The 21,941-nt window shown below is 64.6% G+C and carries 17 protein-coding genes; 14 read left to right on the top strand and 3 right to left on the bottom strand.

Going from position 1 to position 21,941, the window contains the following annotated elements; all coding sequences use genetic code 11:
• Window positions 1-120 precede the first annotated feature (120 nt).
• From H6650_02580 to H6650_02570, 3 genes are all read right to left on the bottom strand, one after another.
• Window positions 121-504, bottom strand: a complete 384-nt coding sequence (locus tag H6650_02580) for a PPOX class F420-dependent oxidoreductase (GenBank protein MCB8950880.1) — start codon at window positions 502-504, stop codon at window positions 121-123.
• 275 nt (window positions 505-779) lie between these two features.
• A complete protein-coding gene (locus H6650_02575; GenBank protein MCB8950879.1) occupies window positions 780-1,232 on the bottom strand; it encodes a hemerythrin family protein in 453 nt (150 codons plus the stop codon).
• A gap of 157 nt (window positions 1,233-1,389) precedes the next feature.
• Window positions 1,390-2,571, bottom strand: a complete 1,182-nt coding sequence (locus H6650_02570; GenBank protein MCB8950878.1) for a glycosyltransferase family 4 protein — start codon at window positions 2,569-2,571, stop codon at window positions 1,390-1,392.
• Between the two features lie 659 nt (window positions 2,572-3,230).
• On the opposite strand from H6650_02570, the gene H6650_02565 reads away from it, so the two are divergent.
• From H6650_02565 to H6650_02500, 14 genes are all read left to right on the top strand, one after another.
• A complete protein-coding gene (locus tag H6650_02565) occupies window positions 3,231-3,875 on the top strand; it encodes an acyltransferase (protein MCB8950877.1) in 645 nt (214 codons plus the stop codon).
• A 142-nt stretch (window positions 3,876-4,017) separates the two neighbouring features.
• Window positions 4,018-5,199, top strand: coding sequence for a glycosyltransferase family 2 protein (locus H6650_02560; protein MCB8950876.1), 1,182 nt, complete (start codon window positions 4,018-4,020; stop codon window positions 5,197-5,199).
• A 71-nt stretch (window positions 5,200-5,270) separates the two neighbouring features.
• A complete protein-coding gene (locus H6650_02555; GenBank protein ID MCB8950875.1) occupies window positions 5,271-6,935 on the top strand; it encodes a radical SAM protein in 1,665 nt (554 codons plus the stop codon).
• A complete protein-coding gene (locus H6650_02550; protein MCB8950874.1) occupies window positions 6,893-9,550 on the top strand; it encodes an exo-alpha-sialidase in 2,658 nt (885 codons plus the stop codon). The genes H6650_02555 and H6650_02550 overlap by 43 nt, the downstream gene beginning before the upstream one ends.
• Window positions 9,547-11,307 (top strand): O-antigen ligase family protein, encoded by a 1,761-nt coding sequence (locus H6650_02545; protein MCB8950873.1) that lies wholly within the window; start codon window positions 9,547-9,549, stop codon window positions 11,305-11,307. Before H6650_02550 ends, H6650_02545 begins: the two co-directional genes overlap by 4 nt.
• A gap of 61 nt (window positions 11,308-11,368) precedes the next feature.
• On the top strand, window positions 11,369-12,238 hold the full coding sequence (locus H6650_02540; GenBank protein MCB8950872.1) for an ABC transporter permease: 870 nt from the start codon (window positions 11,369-11,371) through the stop codon (window positions 12,236-12,238).
• Window positions 12,239-12,244: 6 nt separating this feature from the next.
• Window positions 12,245-13,495, top strand: a complete 1,251-nt coding sequence (locus H6650_02535) for an ABC transporter ATP-binding protein (GenBank protein ID MCB8950871.1) — start codon at window positions 12,245-12,247, stop codon at window positions 13,493-13,495.
• A gap of 17 nt (window positions 13,496-13,512) precedes the next feature.
• The gene (locus H6650_02530) at window positions 13,513-14,700 is read left to right on the top strand and encodes a glycosyltransferase family 2 protein (GenBank protein ID MCB8950870.1); all 1,188 of its coding nucleotides are present in this window, start codon (window positions 13,513-13,515) and stop codon (window positions 14,698-14,700) included.
• On the top strand, window positions 14,697-15,947 hold the full coding sequence (locus H6650_02525) for an ABC transporter ATP-binding protein (GenBank protein MCB8950869.1): 1,251 nt from the start codon (window positions 14,697-14,699) through the stop codon (window positions 15,945-15,947). The genes H6650_02530 and H6650_02525 overlap by 4 nt, the downstream gene beginning before the upstream one ends.
• The gene (locus H6650_02520) at window positions 15,947-17,416 is read left to right on the top strand and encodes an exo-alpha-sialidase (GenBank protein ID MCB8950868.1); all 1,470 of its coding nucleotides are present in this window, start codon (window positions 15,947-15,949) and stop codon (window positions 17,414-17,416) included. Before H6650_02525 ends, H6650_02520 begins: the two co-directional genes overlap by 1 nt.
• Entirely contained in the window at window positions 17,413-18,561 is a 1,149-nt protein-coding gene (locus tag H6650_02515; protein MCB8950867.1) for a glycosyltransferase, read from the top strand. Before H6650_02520 ends, H6650_02515 begins: the two co-directional genes overlap by 4 nt.
• Window positions 18,551-19,639: a glycosyltransferase gene (locus H6650_02510; GenBank protein MCB8950866.1), complete on the top strand. Its 1,089-nt coding sequence runs from the start codon at window positions 18,551-18,553 to the stop codon at window positions 19,637-19,639. Before H6650_02515 ends, H6650_02510 begins: the two co-directional genes overlap by 11 nt.
• Before the next feature lie 54 nt (window positions 19,640-19,693).
• A complete protein-coding gene (locus H6650_02505) occupies window positions 19,694-20,923 on the top strand; it encodes a glycosyltransferase family 4 protein (GenBank protein MCB8950865.1) in 1,230 nt (409 codons plus the stop codon).
• Between the two features lie 13 nt (window positions 20,924-20,936).
• Window positions 20,937-21,848 carry a glycosyltransferase family 2 protein gene (locus tag H6650_02500; protein ID MCB8950864.1) on the top strand — a complete coding sequence of 304 codons (912 nt, stop codon included), beginning with the start codon at window positions 20,937-20,939 and terminating at the stop codon, window positions 21,846-21,848.
• The last annotated feature ends 93 nt before the right edge of the window (window positions 21,849-21,941 follow it).

The raw sequence follows: 21,941 nt of genomic DNA, 5'->3' as shown, positions 1-21,941 counted from the left end.
GATAGCCGCTGTCCGCACATTTCCGCTAACTTAATTGCGGACAGCCACGAACGCCCGCAAAACCGATTCAGCCGACCGGGAGCGACACCCTTTTCGGCAGTGTCGTGCCGGCACAATTCCTCATGCCAAACGCGCCACAATAACCACAAATGAACTTTCGTTATAACCCCGCCAGCGGCTGCGCAAGTCGATCAGCCGCTTGAGCAGACCATACTTTTTGATAAATGCCGCACTCACCCAGGCATTTTCCGCTGCCGGCAGCAATTCCGCCGTCGCCGCCACCCATTCCCCTTTGGGCGCGCCCTGGGCGTCACTGGGCACAATGCGCACCGCGGACTGGCGGCGAATGCGTTTTACCTTCCACGACGTCGCCAGCGTGCGCATGTACAGCGCGTCATCTTGCCGCACAAACCACAACGGCGTCTTCACGCCGCTGCCATCTTTGCGAAAAGTTTCCAGATTAAGATACTGCTGCTTGTGAAACTGCTCAATATCGGCCGTCATAACGATAGTGTATCCTGATTTTTCCAAACGTGTTCTGGCCGGGCATCATCCAGGCACAGGGGATCCCCATGCGCGGGGCAACCCGTCCAACCAGACTCAAACCAAAGTCACAATAGGCGATGCCCTGACCGCCACCAGCCGCTCACTTGCGCGCTTCAAGAACGGGGATTTTCGTGTCTCGGGGGGGGGCGCATGTCATGCTGAACCCTGCGGTTTTGCTCAGGGCAGCCAGATTGTCTTCTCAGCATCCAGAAGCGGGCACGACGAACTGACCGCTATCCATTCACCCCAATTTTCGAAGAAGAAGACTTGCTTTGCATTTGCCGATGCGATTTTCCGATTTCCATGTCAATTTTGAGCACATGGTTCATGATCCATTCGGCAAGTTGCCCGTGCGCCTTGCGCGCGACCGCTTCGCTGCCATCGCTTTGCCTGTATTCGTCATAGAGATGACCGAATATCTCCACAAAACGTTCGTGCGCCCGTTTGTTGGTTTGCGCGAAAGGGCACCGGCAGGCATCGGCGCATCGTTCTTCGCGCTCAAAGTGCCATTCGGCATAATACTTGAGGTAGGAAAGCAATTTCTTGATGGCACTGCTTCCCGTACCTAATTCAATGGCGTCCGCCAGGTCGTTGAAGGTCTGGATCAGCTCCTTGTGCTGAACGTCGATGAGGGGGACCCCTGTCTTCAGCGCGTCACTCCACGTGAATCTCAATAACGTACTCATTGCATTTAATTCCTGGAGAACTACAACTCTTCTGGGGGTAGTAGCAAACGAGTTGTCAAACACGGGTCAGTGCCGGCACAATCACAACCCAATGCGAACAACTTCCTACCCACAGCTGCGGGGGGTATTCTGCCTGACCGCCGGCGAGGAACCGGCGTCAAGCGCCCGCGTATGTCGTGGCCTGTTGTTCCGTGTAGGCTTCTTCCACACGCGCCGCCAGATGATCCCAGCGGAAATGGGCCTCAATGTGTGCCTGGGCCATCCGCCCGAGGAGACGACGGCGCTCCTGATTCCGCAACAATTCCACTAAATCGGCGGCAATGCCATCGCTGTCGCCGCTGGGGCGCAGCAACCCTGTCTGTCCGTGGACCACGTATTCCGGCACCTGGCCCACGGCTTCGCCCACAACGGGAACGCCACAAGCCAGCATGTCAGCCAGTTTGACGGGACATTTGGTGCGATTGAGCAGCGTGTCTTCCATAAGATAGATGCCCACATCCGCTACCGCCAGCGCGGCGGCCACATCTTGCTCTTCCAGCCAGCCCACGTCCACGATGTGTGGCAGCAGCCCGGCGTCCGCCAGCCCAGCTCGCAGCGCCGCCGCGTCCGCCGCGTACAGTCCCGCGCCGACCATCAAAAGGGCAAATGTGGGTACGGACTCCCGCACTCGCCGCAATATCTGGACCAGCCGCTCTCCGTCAAACTCAAACAGACGGCTGTATAGCAACAGGGTCGGGCGCTGCCCCAAACCCAATGCCGCGCGGCGGGCCGCGGCATCTCCCGTGGGCGCGGTTATCCCCGGTCCATTGGGGACATAGACCACCCGCGTTGGCGGCGCGCCTTGCGCCCAGGCCAGGCTTTGCAGCGTGCGGCTGGCCACCGTCAGCGCATGGCAATGCGTCATGCCCCACCGCTCCTGCCGGGCAAAAAACCATTTTTGCCCACGGGAATAGGGCGCGATCTCATTCCATCCCCCCGCGCCTTCCCAATCATCCGTATCCACCACCAACCGTACCTGCTGCCGCCGCCACAACCACCAGGCCGCCAATCCGCTGTACGCCTTGGGCTTGAAGCAGTGCACCACGTCCGGCTTCCAGGCCAGGCATTCGCGCACCAGGCGGTGCGTGATCCCTACCACGCCACCGCGCAACGGTACGTAACGAATCGCCACGCCATCCTCCGTCCAGACACGATCCGCCTCCCGCGGCGTATGCCACGGCGGCATAAAGATGCTTACCTGCTGATTGCGCCGCACCAAGGCCCGCGCCAGATTCAGCGCGCGGGCACGCATGGTTTTATTTGGATGAAACCCAAACGGGCCGATCATGGCAATACGCATTGTGTTTCCTGCTGTAAGGACTGACGATGAAATAAAGTACGAAATCGCATCGTCAGTTTGCAGGAACGGTCAAGAAACAACTTCGTTGTCTTCTTTGATCCGTTCCGAAGCAGGTCTGACGCCCATCGCGCCAGCCATGAGCGTTATGCCCTAACATCGCGCGCTTGTCAAAGTTTGCTGGCAACAGAGAATTCACCACGTGTTTCTTGCGTAATCATTGTATGACCATTGCATTATTGTTGCAAACGACAGCCGTTGATATAATGACGTACTCACCCCAGTAGGTGATTTCTAAATAACAACACGCTTTTCGTAACACGCCAGGCTGTTTCGAGCGTCTTGGTTTGTATGACAACCCCTTTCTGCTGCCGGCATAGCCGTCTCTTTTCTTCGTCGTAATCCTACATCTCAGCATATGAAAACAATCTGCCTTTGGGCTTAGTCATCTGGAATGAGCAGGCTTCTGCTGCTGTTTCAGTTTGCCCTGGCGTGACCCGTGCGAATGTCGCACACGTTTTGCAGAAAATCCGTTCTGTGTCGGAAGGGCGGAGCATTCCCGCTGACCGACAAAATCGACGGCCCCCTCCCGAATAGTGTTGCGCCTTTACCTTAACCGCCAGGCCGCCGGCCTTCCTCGCTACATCCTGGAACAAAGCGTTATGGCGCTGGCCGGGTGGATTCCGACCCTGGCGGGAATTGGCCTTCGGGGACTTTTGTACCGCCTCATCTTGCGCATGGATGGGTGGGCGGCCATTGAGCGCGGCGTGCGCCTGCGCTATGCCAGCCTCATCCGCCTGGGGCATGGCGTCTACCTGGATGAGGGGACTTATCTGCACGCTTGCCCAAATGGGATTGAGATTGGCGCGGGAACGTTGGTGATGCACGGCGCGGTGCTGCACGTCTATAATTTTCGCCAGATGCCCCACTCCGGCATCAAAATTGGCCGCAATTGCCTGCTGGGGGAGTACAGCGTCATTCGCGGCCAGGGGGGCGTTTCGCTCGGCGACCGCGTTTACACCTCTCCTTTTACGCAGATCATTGCCGTGAATCACGTGTTTGACGACCCGAATCGCTCATTTGTGGAGCAGGGTATCACCGCGCAGGGGATCGTCATTGAGGATGATGTCTGGTTGGGAGCCAGCGCCATCATTACGGACGGGGTGCGCGTGGGGCGCGGGGCGGTGGTGGCGGCGGGCGCGGTGGTGACGGCGGATGTGCCGCCGCATACGGTGGTGGCGGGCGTGCCGGCACGGGTCATTCGTCACATTGATGGTCGCGCCGCATCAGACAAACAGATTTGGTAGCTGCCGGCGCAAAGATTCGTCTTAGGAACGGATATTAAACAAGACAACGAAGTTGTTTCCAGACCGTTCCGGCAAACTGACAATGCAATTCCGTACTGTATTTCATCGTCAGTCCTTATCAGTTGGGTGAAAGGTGGCGTGCATGACGACGTTGTCGGTGGTGATTCCCGCTTACAATGAAGAGGATGGTCTGGCGGCCATTGTGCGGCGGGTGCTGTCGATGCAAGCAGACCTGGCGCGGGTGGGTGTGGATGGCATGGAGCTGCTGGTGGTGGATGATGGGTCGGGGGATAGGACGCGGGAGATTGCCGGCATTTTCGCCAACACCCTCGACAACTTCCACCTCATCCCCCATCCCCACAACAAAGGATACGGCGCCGCCCTCAAAACCGGCTTTGGCCTGGCCCGCGGCGAACTCATCGCCTTCCTCGACGCCGACGGAACCTATCCACCCGAATACCTGCCGCAGTTGTGCCAGAAAGCCCTTAACGGGGCCGACCTCGTCATTGGCTCACGCATGGCCGGAGCCGCCAGCCAAATGCCCTTCACCCGCCGCCTCGGCAACCTCTTCTTTGCCAACCTGCTCACCCTCGTGGGGCGGCAGCGCGTCACGGACAGCGCCAGCGGCATGCGTGTCTTCAGGCGGGAAGTGCTGGAGCGCGTCTCCCCCTTACCCGACGGCCTCAACCTCACCCCCGTCATGAGCACGCGCGCCATCCACGAGGGCGTGCCCATGGCCGAAGTGCCCATTCCCTACAGCGAGCGCGTGGGACGTTCCAAGCTGAGCGTGGTCCGTGACGGGTCGCTGTTTTTGCGCTCCATCATCTGGACGGTGCTGACTTACAATCCGGTGCGTATATTGGGCTTGATCGGCCTGTTGGGGATGGGATTGGGGCTGCTGGCGGCGCTGGGGTTGGTCGCGGCGCGCGTGCGCGGCGTCACCAGCCTGGCTTATCTGGAGGTGGCGGCCTTGTTTGCGGGGGGCGTTGCCGGCATCACCGGACTCAGCATCTTCTCCCTCGGCATCACCTTCAACTACCTCGTCTCCCTCTTCCACCGCCGCCCCGTGCGCCAGGGACTCTTTGGCAAACCCCTCTTCCGCACCCCCCTGGAAAACCATTTTAGCTGGCTGGGCCTGCTCACCCTCGGGCTTGGCCTCCTCCTCGGCCTCGCCAGCCTCGCCCTCAGCCTGCGCGGCTGGGAAATAACCCGCCTCTGGCTCTACCTCCTCGCCAGCGCCATGCTCATCCTCGTCGGCGTGCAGCTCATCATCAGTTGGGTCCTCCAGCGCGTCCTGCAAGAACTGCGCGACAATCACTCCTGAAAACCTGAAGAAACCCGGTTTCTCCCCAACCAACCAAGAAACCGGGTTTCTCCTCCCTCAGCGAAATCCGAATGCCAAGAAACCCGGTTTCTCCCCGAGCGAACCTCGGCACGCGGCGCCTGCCCCCGCTGCGCCCGGCCAACTTCCCCGACGCCGACCCCATCGTACGCCAGGGTCTGCTACAACGCCCTCGTGCGGAAAAAGCTGTGGACATCCTGTTAGTAAACCCCCCCACGCCAGATGGTGGCCTGTGGATAAGGACGCAGCACCGCGTGGGACGGCGCACGCGGGAAAATATGGTCTGGCCGCAAGTATCGCTGGCGCAAATGGCCGCCCTGCTCGATCCCCCCTACCGTGTGGCCGTCATTGACGCCAACGCCGAACGCATGGGCTGGCCCGAGTTCACGCGCCTGCTGGACGAATACCAGCCCCGCTACTATGTCACGCAAGTCACCGCGCCCACCCTGGAAAACGACATGTACGGCTGTTTCCTGGCACGGGCGCGTGGGGCCAAAACCATCGCCTTCGGCACACACGTCACCCCCATCCCGCGGGAAACGATGCGCCCCTACCCGACGCTGGATTTTATCCTCCTGGGCGAGCCGGACCTGACGATTCGGGACCTGGTGGACCACCTGGAAGGGAAGACCGACGAACGCGAGCCACCCATCCAGAAGATATTCGCCGACCACGATCCACTCTACCGACCGGCCATTGACGCGGACGGGCGCGTGGACCTGCACGGCATTAAGGGATTGGTGTGGCGGGATGGCGCGGAAATCGTGGTCAACTTCACCCGCCCCTTCATCCGCGACCTGGACGATCTGCCCCACCCCCGACACGAACTGCTCCCCTTGCAGCGGTATCGAATGCCCCTGATCAAGGGACCATTCACCTTCATTGTCACCAGCCGCGGCTGCACGGCGGGCTGCACCTACTGCATCAAGCACGTCAGCTACCAGTACAGCGTGCGCCTGCGGTCGCCGGAAAAGATCGTGGAGGAAATGTGGATATTGCAGCAGCACGGCATCCACAATATCCACATGTACGCCGACCTGTTTACGGTCAGCCGTGAACAGGTGATGCGCCTGTGCCGGTTGATGATCGCACAGGAGATGAATATCCGCTGGACGTGCAACAGTCGCGTCGATTATGTGGATGAGGAGATGCTGCGCCTGATGGCCGAGGCGGGCTGCTGGCTGATTTCCTGGGGCATTGAGAGCGGCAATGAACAGATTTTGCGCCATGCGCGCAAGGGAGCGTATCCTGACAAGGCGGAGCGGGCGCTGCGTTGGGCGCGCCAGGCGGGGATTAAGAACTGGGGGTATTTTATTATTGGTCTGCCGGGCGAGACCGAGGAGACGATCCGCCAGACGATTGATTTTGCAAAGAAGCTGCCGCTAGATATTGCCCTTTTTCACGTGGCCGCGCCGTATCCGGGAACACCGTTCTTTTTTGAGGTGGTGGAGAATAATTGGTTCCGTCCGGGGACGCGCTGGGAACAGGTGGACATGGATCGAGGGACGGTGTTGGATTATCCGCAAATGCCGGCAGAACGCCTCCTCTACTGGCAGAAACGCGCATTTCGGGAATGGGCCTTCCGCCCCGGCCCCCTCTTCACCTACCTAAAAATGCTCCTCTCCGACCGCTCCACCCTGCGCACCGCCCTCAGCGTCGGTTTGCAGCACCTGAGTTGGTCCGCCACCGAGAGCGGCCTTCCCATCTCCTCCTCATGATCCGCCGGCAATTCTCACTCCTCTGGAAATGTAGGGCGATTTTCCAAATCGGGCTACGACGACACCTCAGTTTCATTCATGGGTGGTACCGCGCCGCGGCGTGGTGTCTCCTCTGGCTGCTGGGGGCGCTGCTGCTCCTGGGCGCGCCCGCCCGCGCGGCGCAGGCGCAAGCCGCCCCGGAGCATGACTGGTCGCCGCCGCAAAATCTCTCCCAATCCGGGGCCGCCACCGATCCGCTGCTCTTTTGGGATGCGCGCGGCGTGCCCTATGTCCTCTGGCGGGACACGCTCGCCGGCCCCATGTTCACACGGGGAAATGCCGGCACAAATGGCGCATATACCTGGTCCCCACCGGTGGCCGTTGACTTTCCCTTTGCCACGGCCCGCCCCATCTTGTTATCCACACCGGACAACGTTATCCACGCCTTCTGGCTGACGGCGGAAGGGGCATTGCAAGTCAACCAGGTGGCCGCCGGCGCTTTTGCCGATAGCGCGGCCTGGTCCGCGCCGCAGACGCTGGCGCAGCGTGTCCTGTCGCTGGCGGCTACCATTGGCGCGGATGACCGGCTCCATCTCGCCTACGCCGCGCGTCAGGCCGCCCCCGCCGCCCCTGCGTCCATTTTCTACCGCCAATCCGCTGACGATGGGGCGACCTGGAGCGAGCCAACGGTCCGCTATCAATCCCCCTATTTGCGCGCCACTGCCCCGGCCTTGCAGATCGTTGCCGCTGACGACCTCGTTATGCTGGCCTGGGATGTGCCGCCGCTGGAGCGGGTCTATCTCAGCCGCTCCGCCGATGGGGGCGCGTCGTGGGATGCGCCCACGCTGGTTGACCGGCGCGCGCCGGAGGACCTCAGCGACGCGGTCGGTCCGGCTCGTCCTGTTTTGGCAAATGCCGGCACAACCACACACCTCCTCTGGCCCGCCGAACACGGACAGGACGCCTGCCGTCTGCGTCACCAATGGACCGATGACGATGGCCGCACCTGGCAAACCGGCTCTGTTCCCCTGACCGGCTGCCCGCAAACGGCGCAATTTCTGGGAGGAGAGGAGGGGCTGCTGTTGTGGGCGCAAATGCCGGCACAACTCGTACTCCTCGCCTGGAATGGGCAACAGTGGAGCGATCCCCAGGCGCAAACCGGGCTTGCCGACCTGATCAACCCCGCTACCTATCGTCGCCTGGCGCTGGCCTGCATCCAAATGGGGCTGGATGGCGCGGAACGGCTGCTACTCGTGGGATGCGACAGCGGCAGCCAGGACACCTGGGCGACCACGCGCGCCCCCGGCGACATAGCGGATTGGTTCCCGCCGCCTCCGGTGTGGCAGCCACTCACCGCCGCCCCTTCCGCGGGCAACACCCCCTCCGCGCTGGCCGTTGACGCCGACGGCTTTATCCATCGCGTCTGGTCGCAGGCAGGCAGCATCTATTATGCCCGCTGGGATGGCGCAAACTGGTCCCAACCCGTTTCCGTTCTCACGCTGCCCGGCAGCGACACGGGACCGCCGGCAATCACGATGGACGCGCGCGGGCGGCTGCTGCTCACGGCAGCCGGCGGGGGTTCGCTCACCTTTAGCCAGGCCGGCGCCGCCGCCGCCGCCATGCGCAGCAACTGGTCCGAACCGCTGACCCTGCCCCAACCGCACGCGGGCGGCGGCGACCCGACGATTGCCGCACAAGGGGATACCCTATTCGTGGCCTATGCCATTCCTTATAACGAGGCGCGGGGCATCTATTTGCTGCGTTCGATGGATGGGGGGCAGTCCTGGTCGGCGCCGCGCACCGTTTTTGCGGCGGCGGCGGCGGCGTGGGAAGGCGTCGCGCAGCCGCGCCTGGCGCTGACGCGGGATGGCGGGTTGCATCTACTCTGGACGCGGGTGAGCTTGCCGGCATTGTCGTCCGCCACGCCCACGGCACTCTACTATGCGCGCTCCGATGACGGGGGCGACACCTTTTCCCCGCCGGAACAGGTGTCGGACGCACCGCCAATCTGGTACGCACTGCCGGTCGGTGGAGAGGAGCAAGTGCATCGCCTCTGGCAGACGCGGGATGGCGAGCGCGAGGCGATCTATCACCAGGTTTCCCTGGACGGCTTTTCCTGGGGTGAGGCGCATCGCGTTTCCTCGCGGAGCGGACTGACTGCCGCCGCTGCCGCGCCGGGAGCGGTGGAACTGCTGCAATGGACGGACGCCGGTTTGCTACACTGGCAGTGGCGTGGGGGGCAGTGGCTGAGCGCGGAGTCGTTATTACTCCCGCAGATGTCCGCCGCCGCGTTTTTGGGCGCGGCGCTGTCGCCGAATGGGACGCTGCTGGCGCTGTTGGATGGGGGCGAGATGGGCGTGTCTTTTGTGACCAGCCGCCGCGTGTCGCTGCCCGTAGTTCTGCCGCCGCCGCGTGTGCCGGCAACGGCGACGCCGCCCGCGCCGGTGGCCCCTGTGCCGACCGTGCCATTGCCGACGCCGACGATTCCGTTTCCGAAAGAGGAAAATGCCGGCATCAACCTCCTCCCCACCGCCAATAACAACCTGATTTGGCGCGTCATCATCAGCGTCATCCCCGCCGGCCTCTTCGTCTTGTTCGTCCTCTTCCGTGGCCTGCGCCGACGGAGAGAGCCGTGACCACGCCGCCGCCGCGGAATGCGGCCCCATCTCCCCGCCTCGCCTGGGCCAGCCTCGTCGCCGCCGTTGCCGCCGCCGCCCTCTGGTATCACTGGCCGCAAGTGGGCGCGTGGCCGCTGCTCCTGGGTCTGGCCCCCTGGCCGGTCGCCCGCCGCCTGCCGCCGCGCAGCCCGGCCCACATCCCCCTGTTCGCCTTCACCCTCACCGCCGCCGTCAGCCTTGGGGCTGCCTACGATCCCGCCACCGCTTGGGCCAAATTCTGGCTGATTATCGGCGGCTGGCTCCTGTTTACCGCCCTGGTCGCCCTGCATCAGGCGGGGTTGGTGCGCCAGGCTGCCTGGCTGCTGGCCGCATTGGGCGCGGTTGTCAGCCTCTATTTCCTTTGCACCAACGACTGGGATTCTTACCCGACGAAGATAGCGATGTTGGTTGATGTCGGGCGCGTTTTGCGGAGATGGATGCCGGCATTTCCCGGTCATCCCCTGCACCCTAACGTCGTCGGCGGCCTGCTGGGGATGAGCCTGCCCTTCGCCGCCACCACAGTGTGGAGCAACCAGGGATGGCGGCGCGCGGGCGGCGCGGGACTGCTGTTTTTCTCCCTGGTCGGTTTGCTTTTCACCGCCTCACGGGGCGCATGGGCGGCTTTAGCCGGAGCCGCGCTCCTGATCGGTGGCTGGCAGTTGGCCGGTTGGGTCAGCCGCCGCCGGTCACTCCCCCGTCGCTGGCTCATGTTGGGCGGCCTTTGCCTCAGCGCCAGCCTGGCCCTGGCGTTTCTCCTGTTCGGCGCGCCCGCCTGGGGTCGCCTGCTGGCCGCGCTCCCCGGCCCGAACAGCACCCTCAGCCGCCTCGACCTTTACCGGGGCAGCCTCTCTCTGGCGGCGGATTATCCGCTGGTGGGCGCGGGATTGGGCAGTTTCCCTTTGCTCTACGCCAGCTACAGCCTGCTCGTCCACGTCGGCCACAGCATACACGCGCACAATTTGTGGCTGGATGTGGCGATTGAGCAAGGCGGGTTCGGCGTGTTGGCGTTGGGATGGCTGGTAGCCCTGGCCGGCATCTCCGTCTGGCGGATGGCGGCGGACGAACAACTGCCCGCGACGCTGGCGGCGGGCGCGCTCTCCCTGACCACCATCCTGGCGCATGGGATGGTGGATGACGCTTTTTATGGCAGCCGGGCATTGCTGCTGCTCTTTGCGCCCCTGGCCTTCGTCCTGGCGGACCCGCGACCACGCCAGAGGCGACAAAGCCGCCGCCGGTTGGCGGCGGCGCTGTTGCTGGCTTTGCTCGCCCTGCTCCCCTGGCAGCGCCAACCGCGGGCGCTGGCCTGGCGCAATTTCGCCGCCGCGCGCCAGAGCCGGATAGAGCTAACCGTCTACCAGTGGCCGGACTGGCCGCTGCAAGATGCCGTGCGCCGCGCCGTGGACCTGAGCCAGCCGATTGCCGCCTATGAACGCGCGTTGGCGCTCGATCCCGCTAACGCCAGCGCCAACCGCCGCCTCGGTCAAATCGAACTCTCTTTGGGCGACTATGATCGCGCCCTGGCGCACCTGCAAGCGGCCTACGCCGCCGCCCCCAGCAACAACGCCACGCGCCAGTTATTGGGCGAAGCAATCATTGTCACGGGGGGGGTGGATGCCGGCACAACCCTATGGGCAGGCATCAATCAAGCGCAGGGGCAACTGGCCTTACGCGCTTTCTGGTATGAACACCTGGGTGATGAACAGCGATTGGCCTGGGTGCATGAGGCAATGCGGTAAGGGCGCACTTCAGATTGGTTCATTCTTGGAGAATGAACCAATCTTATGGTTAACGTTTTCCATGTCCCAAACATCCTTCGCCGACGCCCAACCGTCCACCCCGCCGTCCACCCCGCCCCCCATGCTGGTGATAGAACCTTCCACCGGCTGGGTATCTTTGCAGCTTGATCGCGTGTGGCAGTATCGTGAACTCCTGTACTTCCTCGTTTGGCGGGACGTTAAAGTGCGGTACAAGCAGACGTTGCTGGGCATCCTGTGGATTGTGCTACAACCGCTGGCGAGCATGCTCGTTTTCACGCTGCTGTTTGGCACGCTGCTGGGCGTCCCTTCCGGGGATGTGCCGTATCCTCTGTTTGCCTTCGCGGCGCTGCTGCCGTGGAACTACTTCGCCGGCTCGCTCAATCGGGCGGCAACCAGCCTGGTGGGCAACACCAATCTGATCACCAAAGTGTATTTCCCACGCCTGATTATTCCGTTGGCGGGCGTTTTTTCCGGGCTGGCGGATTTTGCCATTGCCTTTGTCGTTTTTCTGGGATTGATGGCTTTTTATGGGGTAAGACCCACGGCGGCGGTATGGTGGCTGCCGGCATTTCTCCTTCTCGCCCTCTTCACCGCCCTGGGATTTGGCCTCTGGCTGGCCGCGCTCAACGTCCGCTACCGCGACGTCAATCACCTCATCCCCTTCCTCCTGCAACTGTGGATGTACGCCACCCCCGTCGTCTACGGCAGCACCCTCATTCCCGCCCGCTTCCGTTTCCTCCTTGCCCTCAACCCCATGACGGGCGTCGTCGAAGGCTTTCGCTGGGCGCTCCTGGGACAAAATCCACCGGGAACCCGCTTCTTCGTCTCCATCATCATCACCCTGCTCATTTTTAGCACCGGCCTCATCTTCTTCCGCCGCACCGAACGTACCTTTGCCGACATTGTCTGATCACCCATGAGCGACGTGGCTATTCACCTGCGCGGCCTCTCCAAACAGTACCTGATTCCCCAGGGCGCACCACGCGCGGACACCCTGCGGGAAGCGGCAGCCGGCCTGTTTCGCCGCTCACGACAGGGCAAAACCCCATTTTGGGCATTGCAGGACGTCTCCTTCGAGGTGCGGCGCGGCGAGGTCGTCGGCGTGATCGGGCGGAATGGGGCGGGCAAGTCCACCCTCCTCAAAATTCTCTCCCAGATCACCGAACCCACACGCGGGCGCGCCGAGATTTTTGGCCGCGTTGGCTCCCTCCTGGAAGTCGGCACGGGCTTTCACCCCGAACTGAGCGGGCGGGAGAACATCTACCTCAACGGGGCCATCCTGGGGATGCGGCGCGCGGAGATTACCCGCCATTTTGAGGCCATCGTCGCCTTTGCCGAAATCGCCCCCTTTCTGGACACGCCCGTGAAGCATTACTCCAGCGGCATGTATGTGCGGCTGGCCTTTGCCGTGGCCGCCCATTTGCAGCCGGAGATTTTGCTGGTGGATGAGGTGCTGGCCGTGGGGGACGCCGTTTTTCAGCGCAAATGCCTGGGCAAAATGGGCGACGTAGCCCGCGAGGGGCGCACGGTGCTGTTTGTGAGCCACAACATGGGCGCGGTCAGTTCGCTGTGCGGGCGAGTGGTACATCTGGCCGAGGGGCAAGTGCGCCAAATTGGCCCCACGCGGGCGGTCGTGAGCCAATACCTGGCGCAAGCGGCGCCTGTCGCCGCCAACGACCTGAGCCAGCTTCGTTCCCCCGGCTTTGGCGGCGTGATGCGCTTCCGCAGCGTGCAACTGCTGGCGGCGGATGGGGCGACGCTCCCCGTGGGGGAGCCGCTGCGCTATCGCCTCGTCGTCTGGTCCGGCGCGGACGTGGCGGACCTGACGATTGGGGCCAGCCTCTTCCACGCCAGCGGGCGCTGCATCGGCTCGCTGCTGCCGCAACATCCGTTCGCCATTCGTGCCGGGCAAACGGTAACACTGCGCCTGACGATTGATAATCTGAATCTGGCCCCCGGATTTTATTACGCGGGCTTCAGCGTGGGGCAGGGCGGGGCGCATGATGAGCGATTTGATTATGACATTGTTGCCGGCACAATGCTGGGCTTTCAGATCATTCCCACACAACCCGCCGCCGGACCGCCGCTGGCCTGGAACGGGGGCTGGGGCGACATCATGTTTCGTCAAACCCACCTGGACATCGAAGCCATCGCCCAAAAACCATAACCAGATCTCCCTCTCCCATGCCGCGTGTTAGCGTCATTATCCCCGCCTATAATCACGCCCCCTACGTGCGCGCCTGCGTGGACAGCGCCCTGGCGCAGACCTACACCGACCGCGAGGTGATCGTGGTGGACGATGGCTCCACGGATGGCACGCGGGAGATTCTGCGCGACTATGGCGAGGCAATTCACCTGATCTTGCAGCCGAACCGGGGCACGCAGGCGGCGCGCAACACCGCCGTGCGCGCCGCGTCCGGGGAGTTTATCGCGCTGTTGGACTCGGATGACGTCTGGCTGCCGGCAAAACTGGAGAAACAGGTGGCGGCTCTGGAGCGGCAGCCGGCGGCGGGGCTGGTTTATTCGCTGGCCTATACCATTGACGCTACCGGACGACGGCTCAATGGCGGCAACCCGACCGGCGTGGTTTTACCAGAGGGGGCCGATGCGTTTCAGGAACTGCTGCGGGGCGATTTTATGCCGGCACTCACCGTCATGATCCGCCGCGCCTGTCTGCAAGAAATTGGCCTCTTCGACGAAACCCTCATCGGCTCCGGCGACTGGGACCTCTGGCTGCGCATCGCCGCCCGCTACCCCGTCATCTGCGTGCCCGAACCCCTCGCCCTCTACCGCCTGCACGGGACCAACACCACCCACCACCTCTACCGTAGTCAACTCGTCTACGCCGAACACGCCCGCGTCCTGGAAAAGGGTATGCAACTGGCTCCCCATCCGCTGCCCCCGACCATTCGCGAGCAAGCCCTGGCCCGCACGCACCTCTGGGGCGCGGAAATGGCAGCGGCGGCGGGTCGGCCCGCGGATGCCGGCACGGAACTGGTCCACGCCTGCCAACTCGACGCCCACCTCCTGGCCGACAAAGACAACATGATCGGTCGCCTCGTCCGCTGCGTCCACCTCTGCGGCGGACGCCAACCGCGCGGCGCAGACTACCGCCGCATCGTCGCCGCCCTCTTCGCCCCCCTGCTCGCGGCCCTGCCCCAGGTCGCGGCCTGGCGACGCCCCGTCCTGGCAACCGCCGCCATGAGCACCTTTTTCGACAGCTTCCACGCCGGTGACATGGCCACCGTGCGCTCCCTCGGCCCCACCGGGATCGCCGCCGACCCCCGCTGGCTACGCAATCGCGGCGTCTGGTCTATCATGGTCCGGGCCATCCTCGCGCGCCGCGCCTCCCCCGTTCCAGATGCGCCATGAGCAACGTAGCCATCCGCGTTGAAGGGCTGAGTAAGCAGTATCGGATCGGCGGCGCGCCCCCGGCGGCCACGCTGCGCGAGGCGCTTGATGGCGTGCTGCGCCGCTCCTGGTCACGCCCCCACGAGCAAGCGCGCCCGTTCTGGGCGCTGCGCGACGTTTCCTTCACCGTGCGCCGCGGCGAAGTCGTAGGCGTGATTGGCCCCAATGGCGCGGGCAAATCCACCCTATTGAAGATTCTCTCCCGCATCACGGAACCCACACGCGGGCGCGTCGAACTGCATGGCCGCGTCGGGTCCCTCCTGGAAGTGGGCACGGGCTTTCACCCGGAACTGAGCGGGCGGGAGAACATCTATCTCAACGGGGCCATCCTGGGCATGCGCCGCCGCGAGATTGCCGCCCGCTTTGAGGAGATCGTGGCCTTTGCCGAACTGGACGAGTTCATCGACACGCCCGTGAAGCGGTACTCCAGCGGCATGTACGTGCGCCTGGCTTTTGCCGTAGCCGCCCACCTGGAGCCGGAGATTTTGCTGGTGGACGAGGTTTTGGCGGTGGGGGATGCCCGGTTTCAACGCAAATGCCTGGGCAAAATGGGCGATGTGGCCCGCGCCGGGCGCGCCGTGCTGCTCGTCAGCCACAATATGGCGGCCATCGCCAACCTGTGCCACGAGGCGTTGGTGCTGGAGCAGGGGCGCGCCGTCCACCAGGGCGCGGCGCAGGCGGCCGTGCTGCGCTATTTGCAGGCGGGCACGCGCGATGACGCCCCCGGCACGCTCAATTTGGGCCATCGCAGCGGCCGGGGACCGGTGCGCTTCACCTCCTTCGCTTGCCTAGACGACGCGGGCGCGCCCATCACCCGCCTCGTTTGCGGCCAGACGGCGCATTTCCGTATTGGCTACACGTCTGACCGGCCTCGCCGTCCGCGCCAGGCGGAAATCTCCCTGGTGATCAGTCTGCCCGACGGTACGCGCCTGATGAATCTGTCTACGCATTTTTTCCCCGATGCCCTGGCCGAGGGCTTTGCCGTCAAGGGGGCATTTACCTGCCATGTGCCCCACTTCCCGCTCCGCTTTGGCCGCTACTTCGTGGACCTCTACTGCGCCATTGACCACGAGATGTCCGATCATGTGCGGGCAGCAGCCTCGTTTGACGTTCACGACGGGGATTTTTATGGCACGGGGCGGCTCACGCGCGCGGAGGCGGGCGCGGTGTTGCTGCCGCATAGCTGGGATGTGAGCGGAGGGGCGTGATGGTGGGGCGAGAAAAGGGGTGGCGGGCGGCGGCGGTGCTGCTGCTGGCTGCCGGGCTGTGGTGGTGGCGGGGGAGTGGGCAGGCGGCGGCGCGGCAAGATGCCGGCATTTGGTCCCCACCCCAATTCCTCTTTGAAACCACCGGGCGCGCTTCCGAACCGGAGATCATCGTAGACAATGCCGGCACAGTCCATGTCTTCTGGGCATACGGCAATCCAGAAAACGAAGCAGACGGAACCGGGCAATCGCTCTACTACGCCCAACAGCAGAACGGCGTCTGGTCCGACCCCACCGACATCCTCGTTTCCCCTGGCGGGCGCGTGGCCCGTATGCCCGCCGTAGCCCTGGACGAGCGCGGCTACTTGCACCTGGCCTGGTCCGGCGGAAACGCCATCTACTACAGCCGCGCCTACGCCACGGAAGCGGGCGCGCCCCAAGGATGGGCCGAACCCGCCGCCTTTACGCTCTACGTGGCCGCCTACGAGCCAGATGTGGTTGCCGTGGGCGACGACGTGTACCTGCTGTGGACGGAAGCGAGCAATGGCCTGGTGTTTGCCCGTTCCGCTGACGGCGGACGCCACTGGACACCGCCGCGCACCATCTTCGCCGCCCCTGGCGCGCAGGAACTGGCCCGGTGGGGCCGCCTGGCCGTGGATGGGGCCGGGCGGCTGCACGTGGCGCTGTCCCTGGTGCGCGACAACGATCTGGCCGCGCCCCGCGCCGATCCCATTTACATGGTCTATTTGCGGTCGGAAAATGCCGGCAGCACCTGGACGGACCCCTGGCTGATCGCGCCGGAACCGGACTATGGCGAGGTGACCGTGATCACGCACGGCGCGAACGACGTGCATCTTTTTTGGAATGGGCGGGCGGGCACGCACGGACGGTATCATCGCCAGTCGCCGGATGGCGGTCAGACCTGGAGCGACGTGGAGACGGTCGTGGCCGCCGGCAGTCCGCTGGGATTGGGCGGCCTCACCGGTTTCCCCGCCGTGGTGGTGGACGCGCGCGGCGACCTACATCTGGTGTCCACGTCCAATCCGCAAAATTTCTACACGCGCTGGCACAATGGGACCTGGTCGGACCCGGTGGTGATCTCCGATGGCGTGCGCGGCGCGGGCGTGACTGGCGCATCGGTAAATATGGAAATGCCATCGCTCGCGCTGGGGCAGGGCAATCAGCTTTACGCCGTTTTCCACGACGGGCAGGAGCGCATTTGGACCACCGGCTACACGTTGGATCTGCCCGCCGTGCCTCCGCATCCGCTGGCAACTGTCACGCCCATGCCGGCAGCAACGATAACGACTGCTCCCCCACCTGCGCCCACGAACACGCCCATGCCCACCTTCCCCCGCGCCGCACCCGCCCCGCTTGCCTCTCCATACGCCTCTTTGCTGTGGGGATTGGCTTCTGCCGGCATTTTCCTCACCCTCGCCCTCCTCATCGCCCGCGCCCGCCACATCCCATGAACACCCCCCTCGTCAGCATCGTCACCCCCACCCACAACCGCTGGGCCTACCTCCAGCAGGCCATCGCCAGCGTGCAGGCGCAAACCTACCCCTATTGGGAACTGATCATCGTGGACGACGGCTCCACCGACGAGACGGAAACCCACCTGCGCCGCCTGCCCGACCCGCGTCTGCGCCCCGTGCGGCAGGCGCAAGCCGGACGCGCCGCCGCCCGCAACCGGGGGTTGTCCCTGGCCACCGGGGCATTTGTCGCCCTTCTGGATGACGACGACTGGTATTTGCCACACAAGCTGGCGCAGCAAGTCGCCTTCTTGCAGACGCACGCGGATGTGGACCTGGTGGCCGCGGGAACCTACATAGTCCAGGACGGAGAAGCTCCCGTTCCCTGGGAGACCTGGCGCGATCAGCCGGAACTGACGCTGGACCGCTGCCTGTATGGTTGCCCCGTGCCCACGTGTACGGTGCTGTGGCGGCGGGAACTGTTGGCGCGGCTGGACCATTGGTTTGATCCCCGGCTGGAGGTCCTGGAGGACACGGATTTCTGGCTGCGCCTGCTCCTGGCGGGGGCGCATTTTGCCTGGTTGCCCCAGTTGGTGAGTGTCTATCGTCGCCATGCCGGCAATTCGCAGCAGGATGGCGACCGTTACGCACGCGCCTATGGGCAACTGCCACGCAAATGGCTGGCGCAGGCGGACCTGCCGCCCGCCGTGCGCGCACGGGAGGGGGCGTTGCGGGCGCATTACTGGTTGGCGGGGGCGTGCCGCGCTTATGCCGGCAACAACATCCCCCTCGCCCAATCCCTGCTGCAACAAGCCGTCGCCTGGCAGCCCACCCTGGCCCACCCACAAGACCAAACCATAATGGAGATGGTCGTCGGGTTTGCCCACAGCCATCACGTCAGCGATCCGCCCGCTTTCGTGCGCGATGTCTGGCGCAATTTGCCCCCGTCGCTGCTTGATTTATGCCGGCAAGAACGGCGTGCCCTCGGTTTACTCTACATGGGGCGCGTCCTCAAAGCCCGCGACGCCGCCGCCCGCCCCGCCCTGCGCGACTGGGCGCGGGCACTCTACTACGACGCCCCCCGCTGGCTGCCCCGGCGCGGCACCTGGGCGGCCCTCTGGGGACGGTTCGCTCATGCCAGATAAACCGCTGCGCGTTGCCTGGTTCCCGCGCACGGCGGACCTGGCAGGCAATCCATACTGGTCGCTGCTGCAACAAAACCTGGAAGCATCCGGCATCACCTTCGCCGACTCCCACCACAGCGCCTTCACGCAGCGGCGCTGGTTATGGGGGCAGCGGGGGCGCGTGCAGGTGCTCCATTTCCACTTCATCCAACCCCACTACGCCGCAGACGAACGCGCCTCCTGGCGGCGGCTGCGAAAATTCACCCTCGATTTGCTGCTGGCGCGGCTGCTAGGGTATCGCCTCGTCTGGACCATGCACGATTTCCTGCCCACGTGGCCGCTGTCGCCCGCCTGGGTGGAGCGGCTGGCGCGCCGCATCATGGCCGCCCTGGCGCACGACGTGATCGTCCACTGCGAGGAAGGGCGGCGTCTGCTGGCCCGCCATTTTGGGCGGCGGCGGCGGGTATGGACGCTGCCCCATCCCGTGTTCCCCACGCCGCCATCGGCCGCCATCTCCCGCCCGGCGGCGCGGGCGGCATTGGGGCTGCCTCCCGCGGCGTTTATCGTCGGCTTCGTCGGCGGCATTCGCCCGAATAAGGGCATTGAGCAGCTTTTGGCCGCTTTTGCCGCATGGGGGCAAGCAGATGCCTGGCTGCTGGTGGCCGGACGACCCTGGCCGCCGCCGGCATACGTGGCGGCGCTGCACACGCAGGTGGCGACACTGCCGCGTGTCCTGTTCCGCCCGGAGGAAATCCCCGACGAGGAGATGCTGCTCTACGTGGCCGCGGCGGACGTGATGGCGTTCCCGTTTCAGCGGGTGCTCACGTCCAGCACGGTGATTATGGCGTTGGCGGCGGGGCGCGCGGTGATTGGGCCGCGCCTCGGTTGTCTGGCGGAGGTGGTGGGGGAAGATGCCGGCATTCTCTACCCCCCCGACGATCCCCACGGCCTGCGCCACGCCCTGCAACAAGCCCGCGCCACCGACCTCGACCGCCTGGGCACGGTCGGCCAGCAGCGCGTCCATGCCGGCAGTTGGCGCGAACTCGCCCAGGCCACCGCCCGCATCTACGCCGGCTCAGGCCGCCCACCACGGGAATGAAACGGCATTCTCGCCGTTCAAACAGTCCCCCACGCCTGTTCGTCCTTCTTCCTCATGCCCACTCCCCTGCGCATCGCCCTCTACCACAACCTCCCTTCCGGCGGCGCGCGGCGGGCCGTCTACGAAATGGTCAAAGGGCTGGCGCAGCGCGGACACGTCATTGACGAATTCTGCCCCACCACCGCCGACCGCCGATTTTTCCCCCTCGCCCCCTTCGTGCGCCACACCGTGCTGCTGCCGTTCCAACCACGCGGCGTTTGGGCGCGGCGCGTGCCGTTTGTCACCCCCTATGTCACCGCCGCCCGCCTGCTTACCGACCTGACGACGCTGGCGCATGTCAATCGCCAGGCCGCCGCCACCATTGACGCGGGGGAATACGACGTTATTTTCGCCCACGACTGCCAGCTATCCATGAACCCCGCGCTGCTGCGCCAGGCGCAAACGCCCACCCTCTTCTACTGCCATCACGGCGTTGTGCGCAAGCATGATCGCCCGCGCCGCGGGACCCCCCCACGGACGATCCCACATACGTTAAAGCGCGCCTACTACGCGCTGCCCGTCCACCTTTATCCCTGGTGGCGGGACCGCGCCGCCCGCCGCGCCGCCCGCCGCGCCGGGCAAGTGCTGGTCAACTCCCGGTTCGCCGCCGACCAGGCCCGCGCCGTTTATGGCATCGCCGGCGCCGTCTGCTACCTGGGGGTGGACCTGGACACGTTTCGCCCGTTGGGTCTGCCGCCCGGCGATTACGTCCTCAGTGTGGGCGCGATCCATTACTTCAAGGGGTATCGCTTTTTGCTGCGGGCGCTGGCCTGCCTGCCGCCCGCCACACGCCCGCGTCTGCTCATTGCCGCCAACAGCGCCGACCCGGAGGAACAGGCGGCGGTGATGGCGTTGGCGGCGCGGTTGGGCGTGAACCTGACCATTCAGCGCGTGATGGACGACCGCGAACTGGCGCGGTTGTATAACCGGGCGCTGGCCTTCGTCTACACGCCGTACCTGGAGCCGTGGGGGTTGGCGGCAGTGGAAGCGATGGCCTGCGGCGCGCCGGTGGTGGCCGTGGGCGAGGGCGGCGTGCGCGAATCGGTGCGGCACGAGGAAACGGGGCTGCTCACACCGCGGCACGAAGAAGCGTTTGCCACGGCGCTGGCGCGCGTGTTGGCGCAGCCGGACCTGCGCGGCGAATTGGGCGCGCGCGCGGCCCCCTATGTGCGCCAGACCTACCCCTGGTCGGCGACGATTGATTGCCTGGAGCCGTTTATGGCGCGCGGAAACAGTGGGGCGTGAGGGGGCGTGCCTGATGTCGTCGCCACTGGTCTACGTCGTTCTCGTTAACTGGAATGGGCTGACCCACTTGCAGGCGTGTTTGCCCACGCTGGCGCGCACCGCCTACCGTCCATTTCAGGTGCTGGTGGTGGACAATGGCTCCACGGATGGCAGCGAGGCGTGGGCGCGCGCCCATTTCCCGGCGGTGCGGTGGTTGTCCCTGGGGCGAAACGAGGGTTTTGCGCGGGGGAATAATCGGGGCATTGAGCAGGCGCTGGCGGCAGGCGCGGCCTACGTGGTGTTGCTGAACAATGATACGCGGGTGGAGGCGGATTGGCTGCCGGCGTTGGTCGAATCGGCGGAAACACATCCCCAGGCGGCGATTTGTCAGGCGCGGCAGCGGACGTGGGATGGAGAGCAGGAGATAAGGTTTCGGTTTATGCCGGCATGGGCCGAAGCCGACGCCCATTACACCCCCATCACGCCCCCCGGACCGCCGCGCCCCACCCCTTTTGCCTCCGGCTGCGCCATGCTGCTGCGCGCCGCCGCCCTGCCCGCGCTGGGCCTCTTCGACGAACGATACTTCATGTACGTCGAAGACGTAGACCTCACCTTGCGCGCCTGGATTTTGGGGTACGACGTCCTCGACGTGCCCGCCGCCGTCGTCTACCATCGTTTTGGCGGCTCCGCCGGCGACGCCCCCCGGCGCATGGTCTGGGGGTATCGCAACCAGTTGACCACCCTTCTCAAGCTGTACCAGCCCGCCACGCTGCGCCAGTTCTGGCCGCCAATTCGCGCCCGCTGGTTCTTTACCCGCAACCGATACGCCCTGCGCGGCACGCTGGCCGCCCTCGCCTGGCTGCCGGGCACGCTGGCCCGCCGCCGCGCCGTGCAGTGCAAACGAGCCGCGCCGGACAGTCGTTTTTTGCAGTATGTGGTTCGTTGAATGGGAGGACTTTTATCTTTCCGGGTAACGGCTGAACCCGATTGGACCCATTTCGCCAGAGAAAAGTGGTCCAATCTCCGAAGGTGAACAGGC

Source organism: Ardenticatenales bacterium (assembly GCA_020634515.1).
Classification (GTDB): Bacteria; Chloroflexota; Anaerolineae; order Promineifilales; family Promineifilaceae; genus JAGVTM01.
This window is presented reverse-complemented; position numbering and strand designations above follow the sequence as displayed.

Excerpts from the sequence above, each read along its gene's own strand:
- H6650_02505 (MCB8950865.1), top strand. The coding sequence starts at position 19,694 with ATGCCCACTCCCCTGCGCATCGCCCTCTACCACAACCTCCCTTCCGGC.
- H6650_02555 (MCB8950875.1), top strand. The coding sequence starts at position 5,271 with ATGCCAAGAAACCCGGTTTCTCCCCGAGCGAACCTCGGCACGCGGCGC.
- H6650_02580 (MCB8950880.1), bottom strand. The coding sequence starts at position 504 with ATGACGGCCGATATTGAGCAGTTTCACAAGCAGCAGTATCTTAATCTG.
- H6650_02530 (MCB8950870.1), top strand. The coding sequence starts at position 13,513 with ATGCCGCGTGTTAGCGTCATTATCCCCGCCTATAATCACGCCCCCTAC.
- H6650_02500 (MCB8950864.1), top strand. The coding sequence starts at position 20,937 with ATGTCGTCGCCACTGGTCTACGTCGTTCTCGTTAACTGGAATGGGCTG.
- H6650_02510 (MCB8950866.1), top strand. The coding sequence starts at position 18,551 with ATGCCAGATAAACCGCTGCGCGTTGCCTGGTTCCCGCGCACGGCGGAC.
- H6650_02535 (MCB8950871.1), top strand. The coding sequence starts at position 12,245 with ATGAGCGACGTGGCTATTCACCTGCGCGGCCTCTCCAAACAGTACCTG.
- H6650_02565 (MCB8950877.1), top strand. The coding sequence starts at position 3,231 with ATGGCGCTGGCCGGGTGGATTCCGACCCTGGCGGGAATTGGCCTTCGG.
- H6650_02525 (MCB8950869.1), top strand. The coding sequence starts at position 14,697 with ATGAGCAACGTAGCCATCCGCGTTGAAGGGCTGAGTAAGCAGTATCGG.
- H6650_02575 (MCB8950879.1), bottom strand. The coding sequence starts at position 1,232 with ATGAGTACGTTATTGAGATTCACGTGGAGTGACGCGCTGAAGACAGGG.
- H6650_02540 (MCB8950872.1), top strand. The coding sequence starts at position 11,369 with ATGTCCCAAACATCCTTCGCCGACGCCCAACCGTCCACCCCGCCGTCC.
- H6650_02570 (MCB8950878.1), bottom strand. The coding sequence starts at position 2,571 with ATGCGTATTGCCATGATCGGCCCGTTTGGGTTTCATCCAAATAAAACC.
- H6650_02515 (MCB8950867.1), top strand. The coding sequence starts at position 17,413 with ATGAACACCCCCCTCGTCAGCATCGTCACCCCCACCCACAACCGCTGG.
- H6650_02560 (MCB8950876.1), top strand. The coding sequence starts at position 4,018 with ATGACGACGTTGTCGGTGGTGATTCCCGCTTACAATGAAGAGGATGGT.
- H6650_02520 (MCB8950868.1), top strand. The coding sequence starts at position 15,947 with ATGGTGGGGCGAGAAAAGGGGTGGCGGGCGGCGGCGGTGCTGCTGCTG.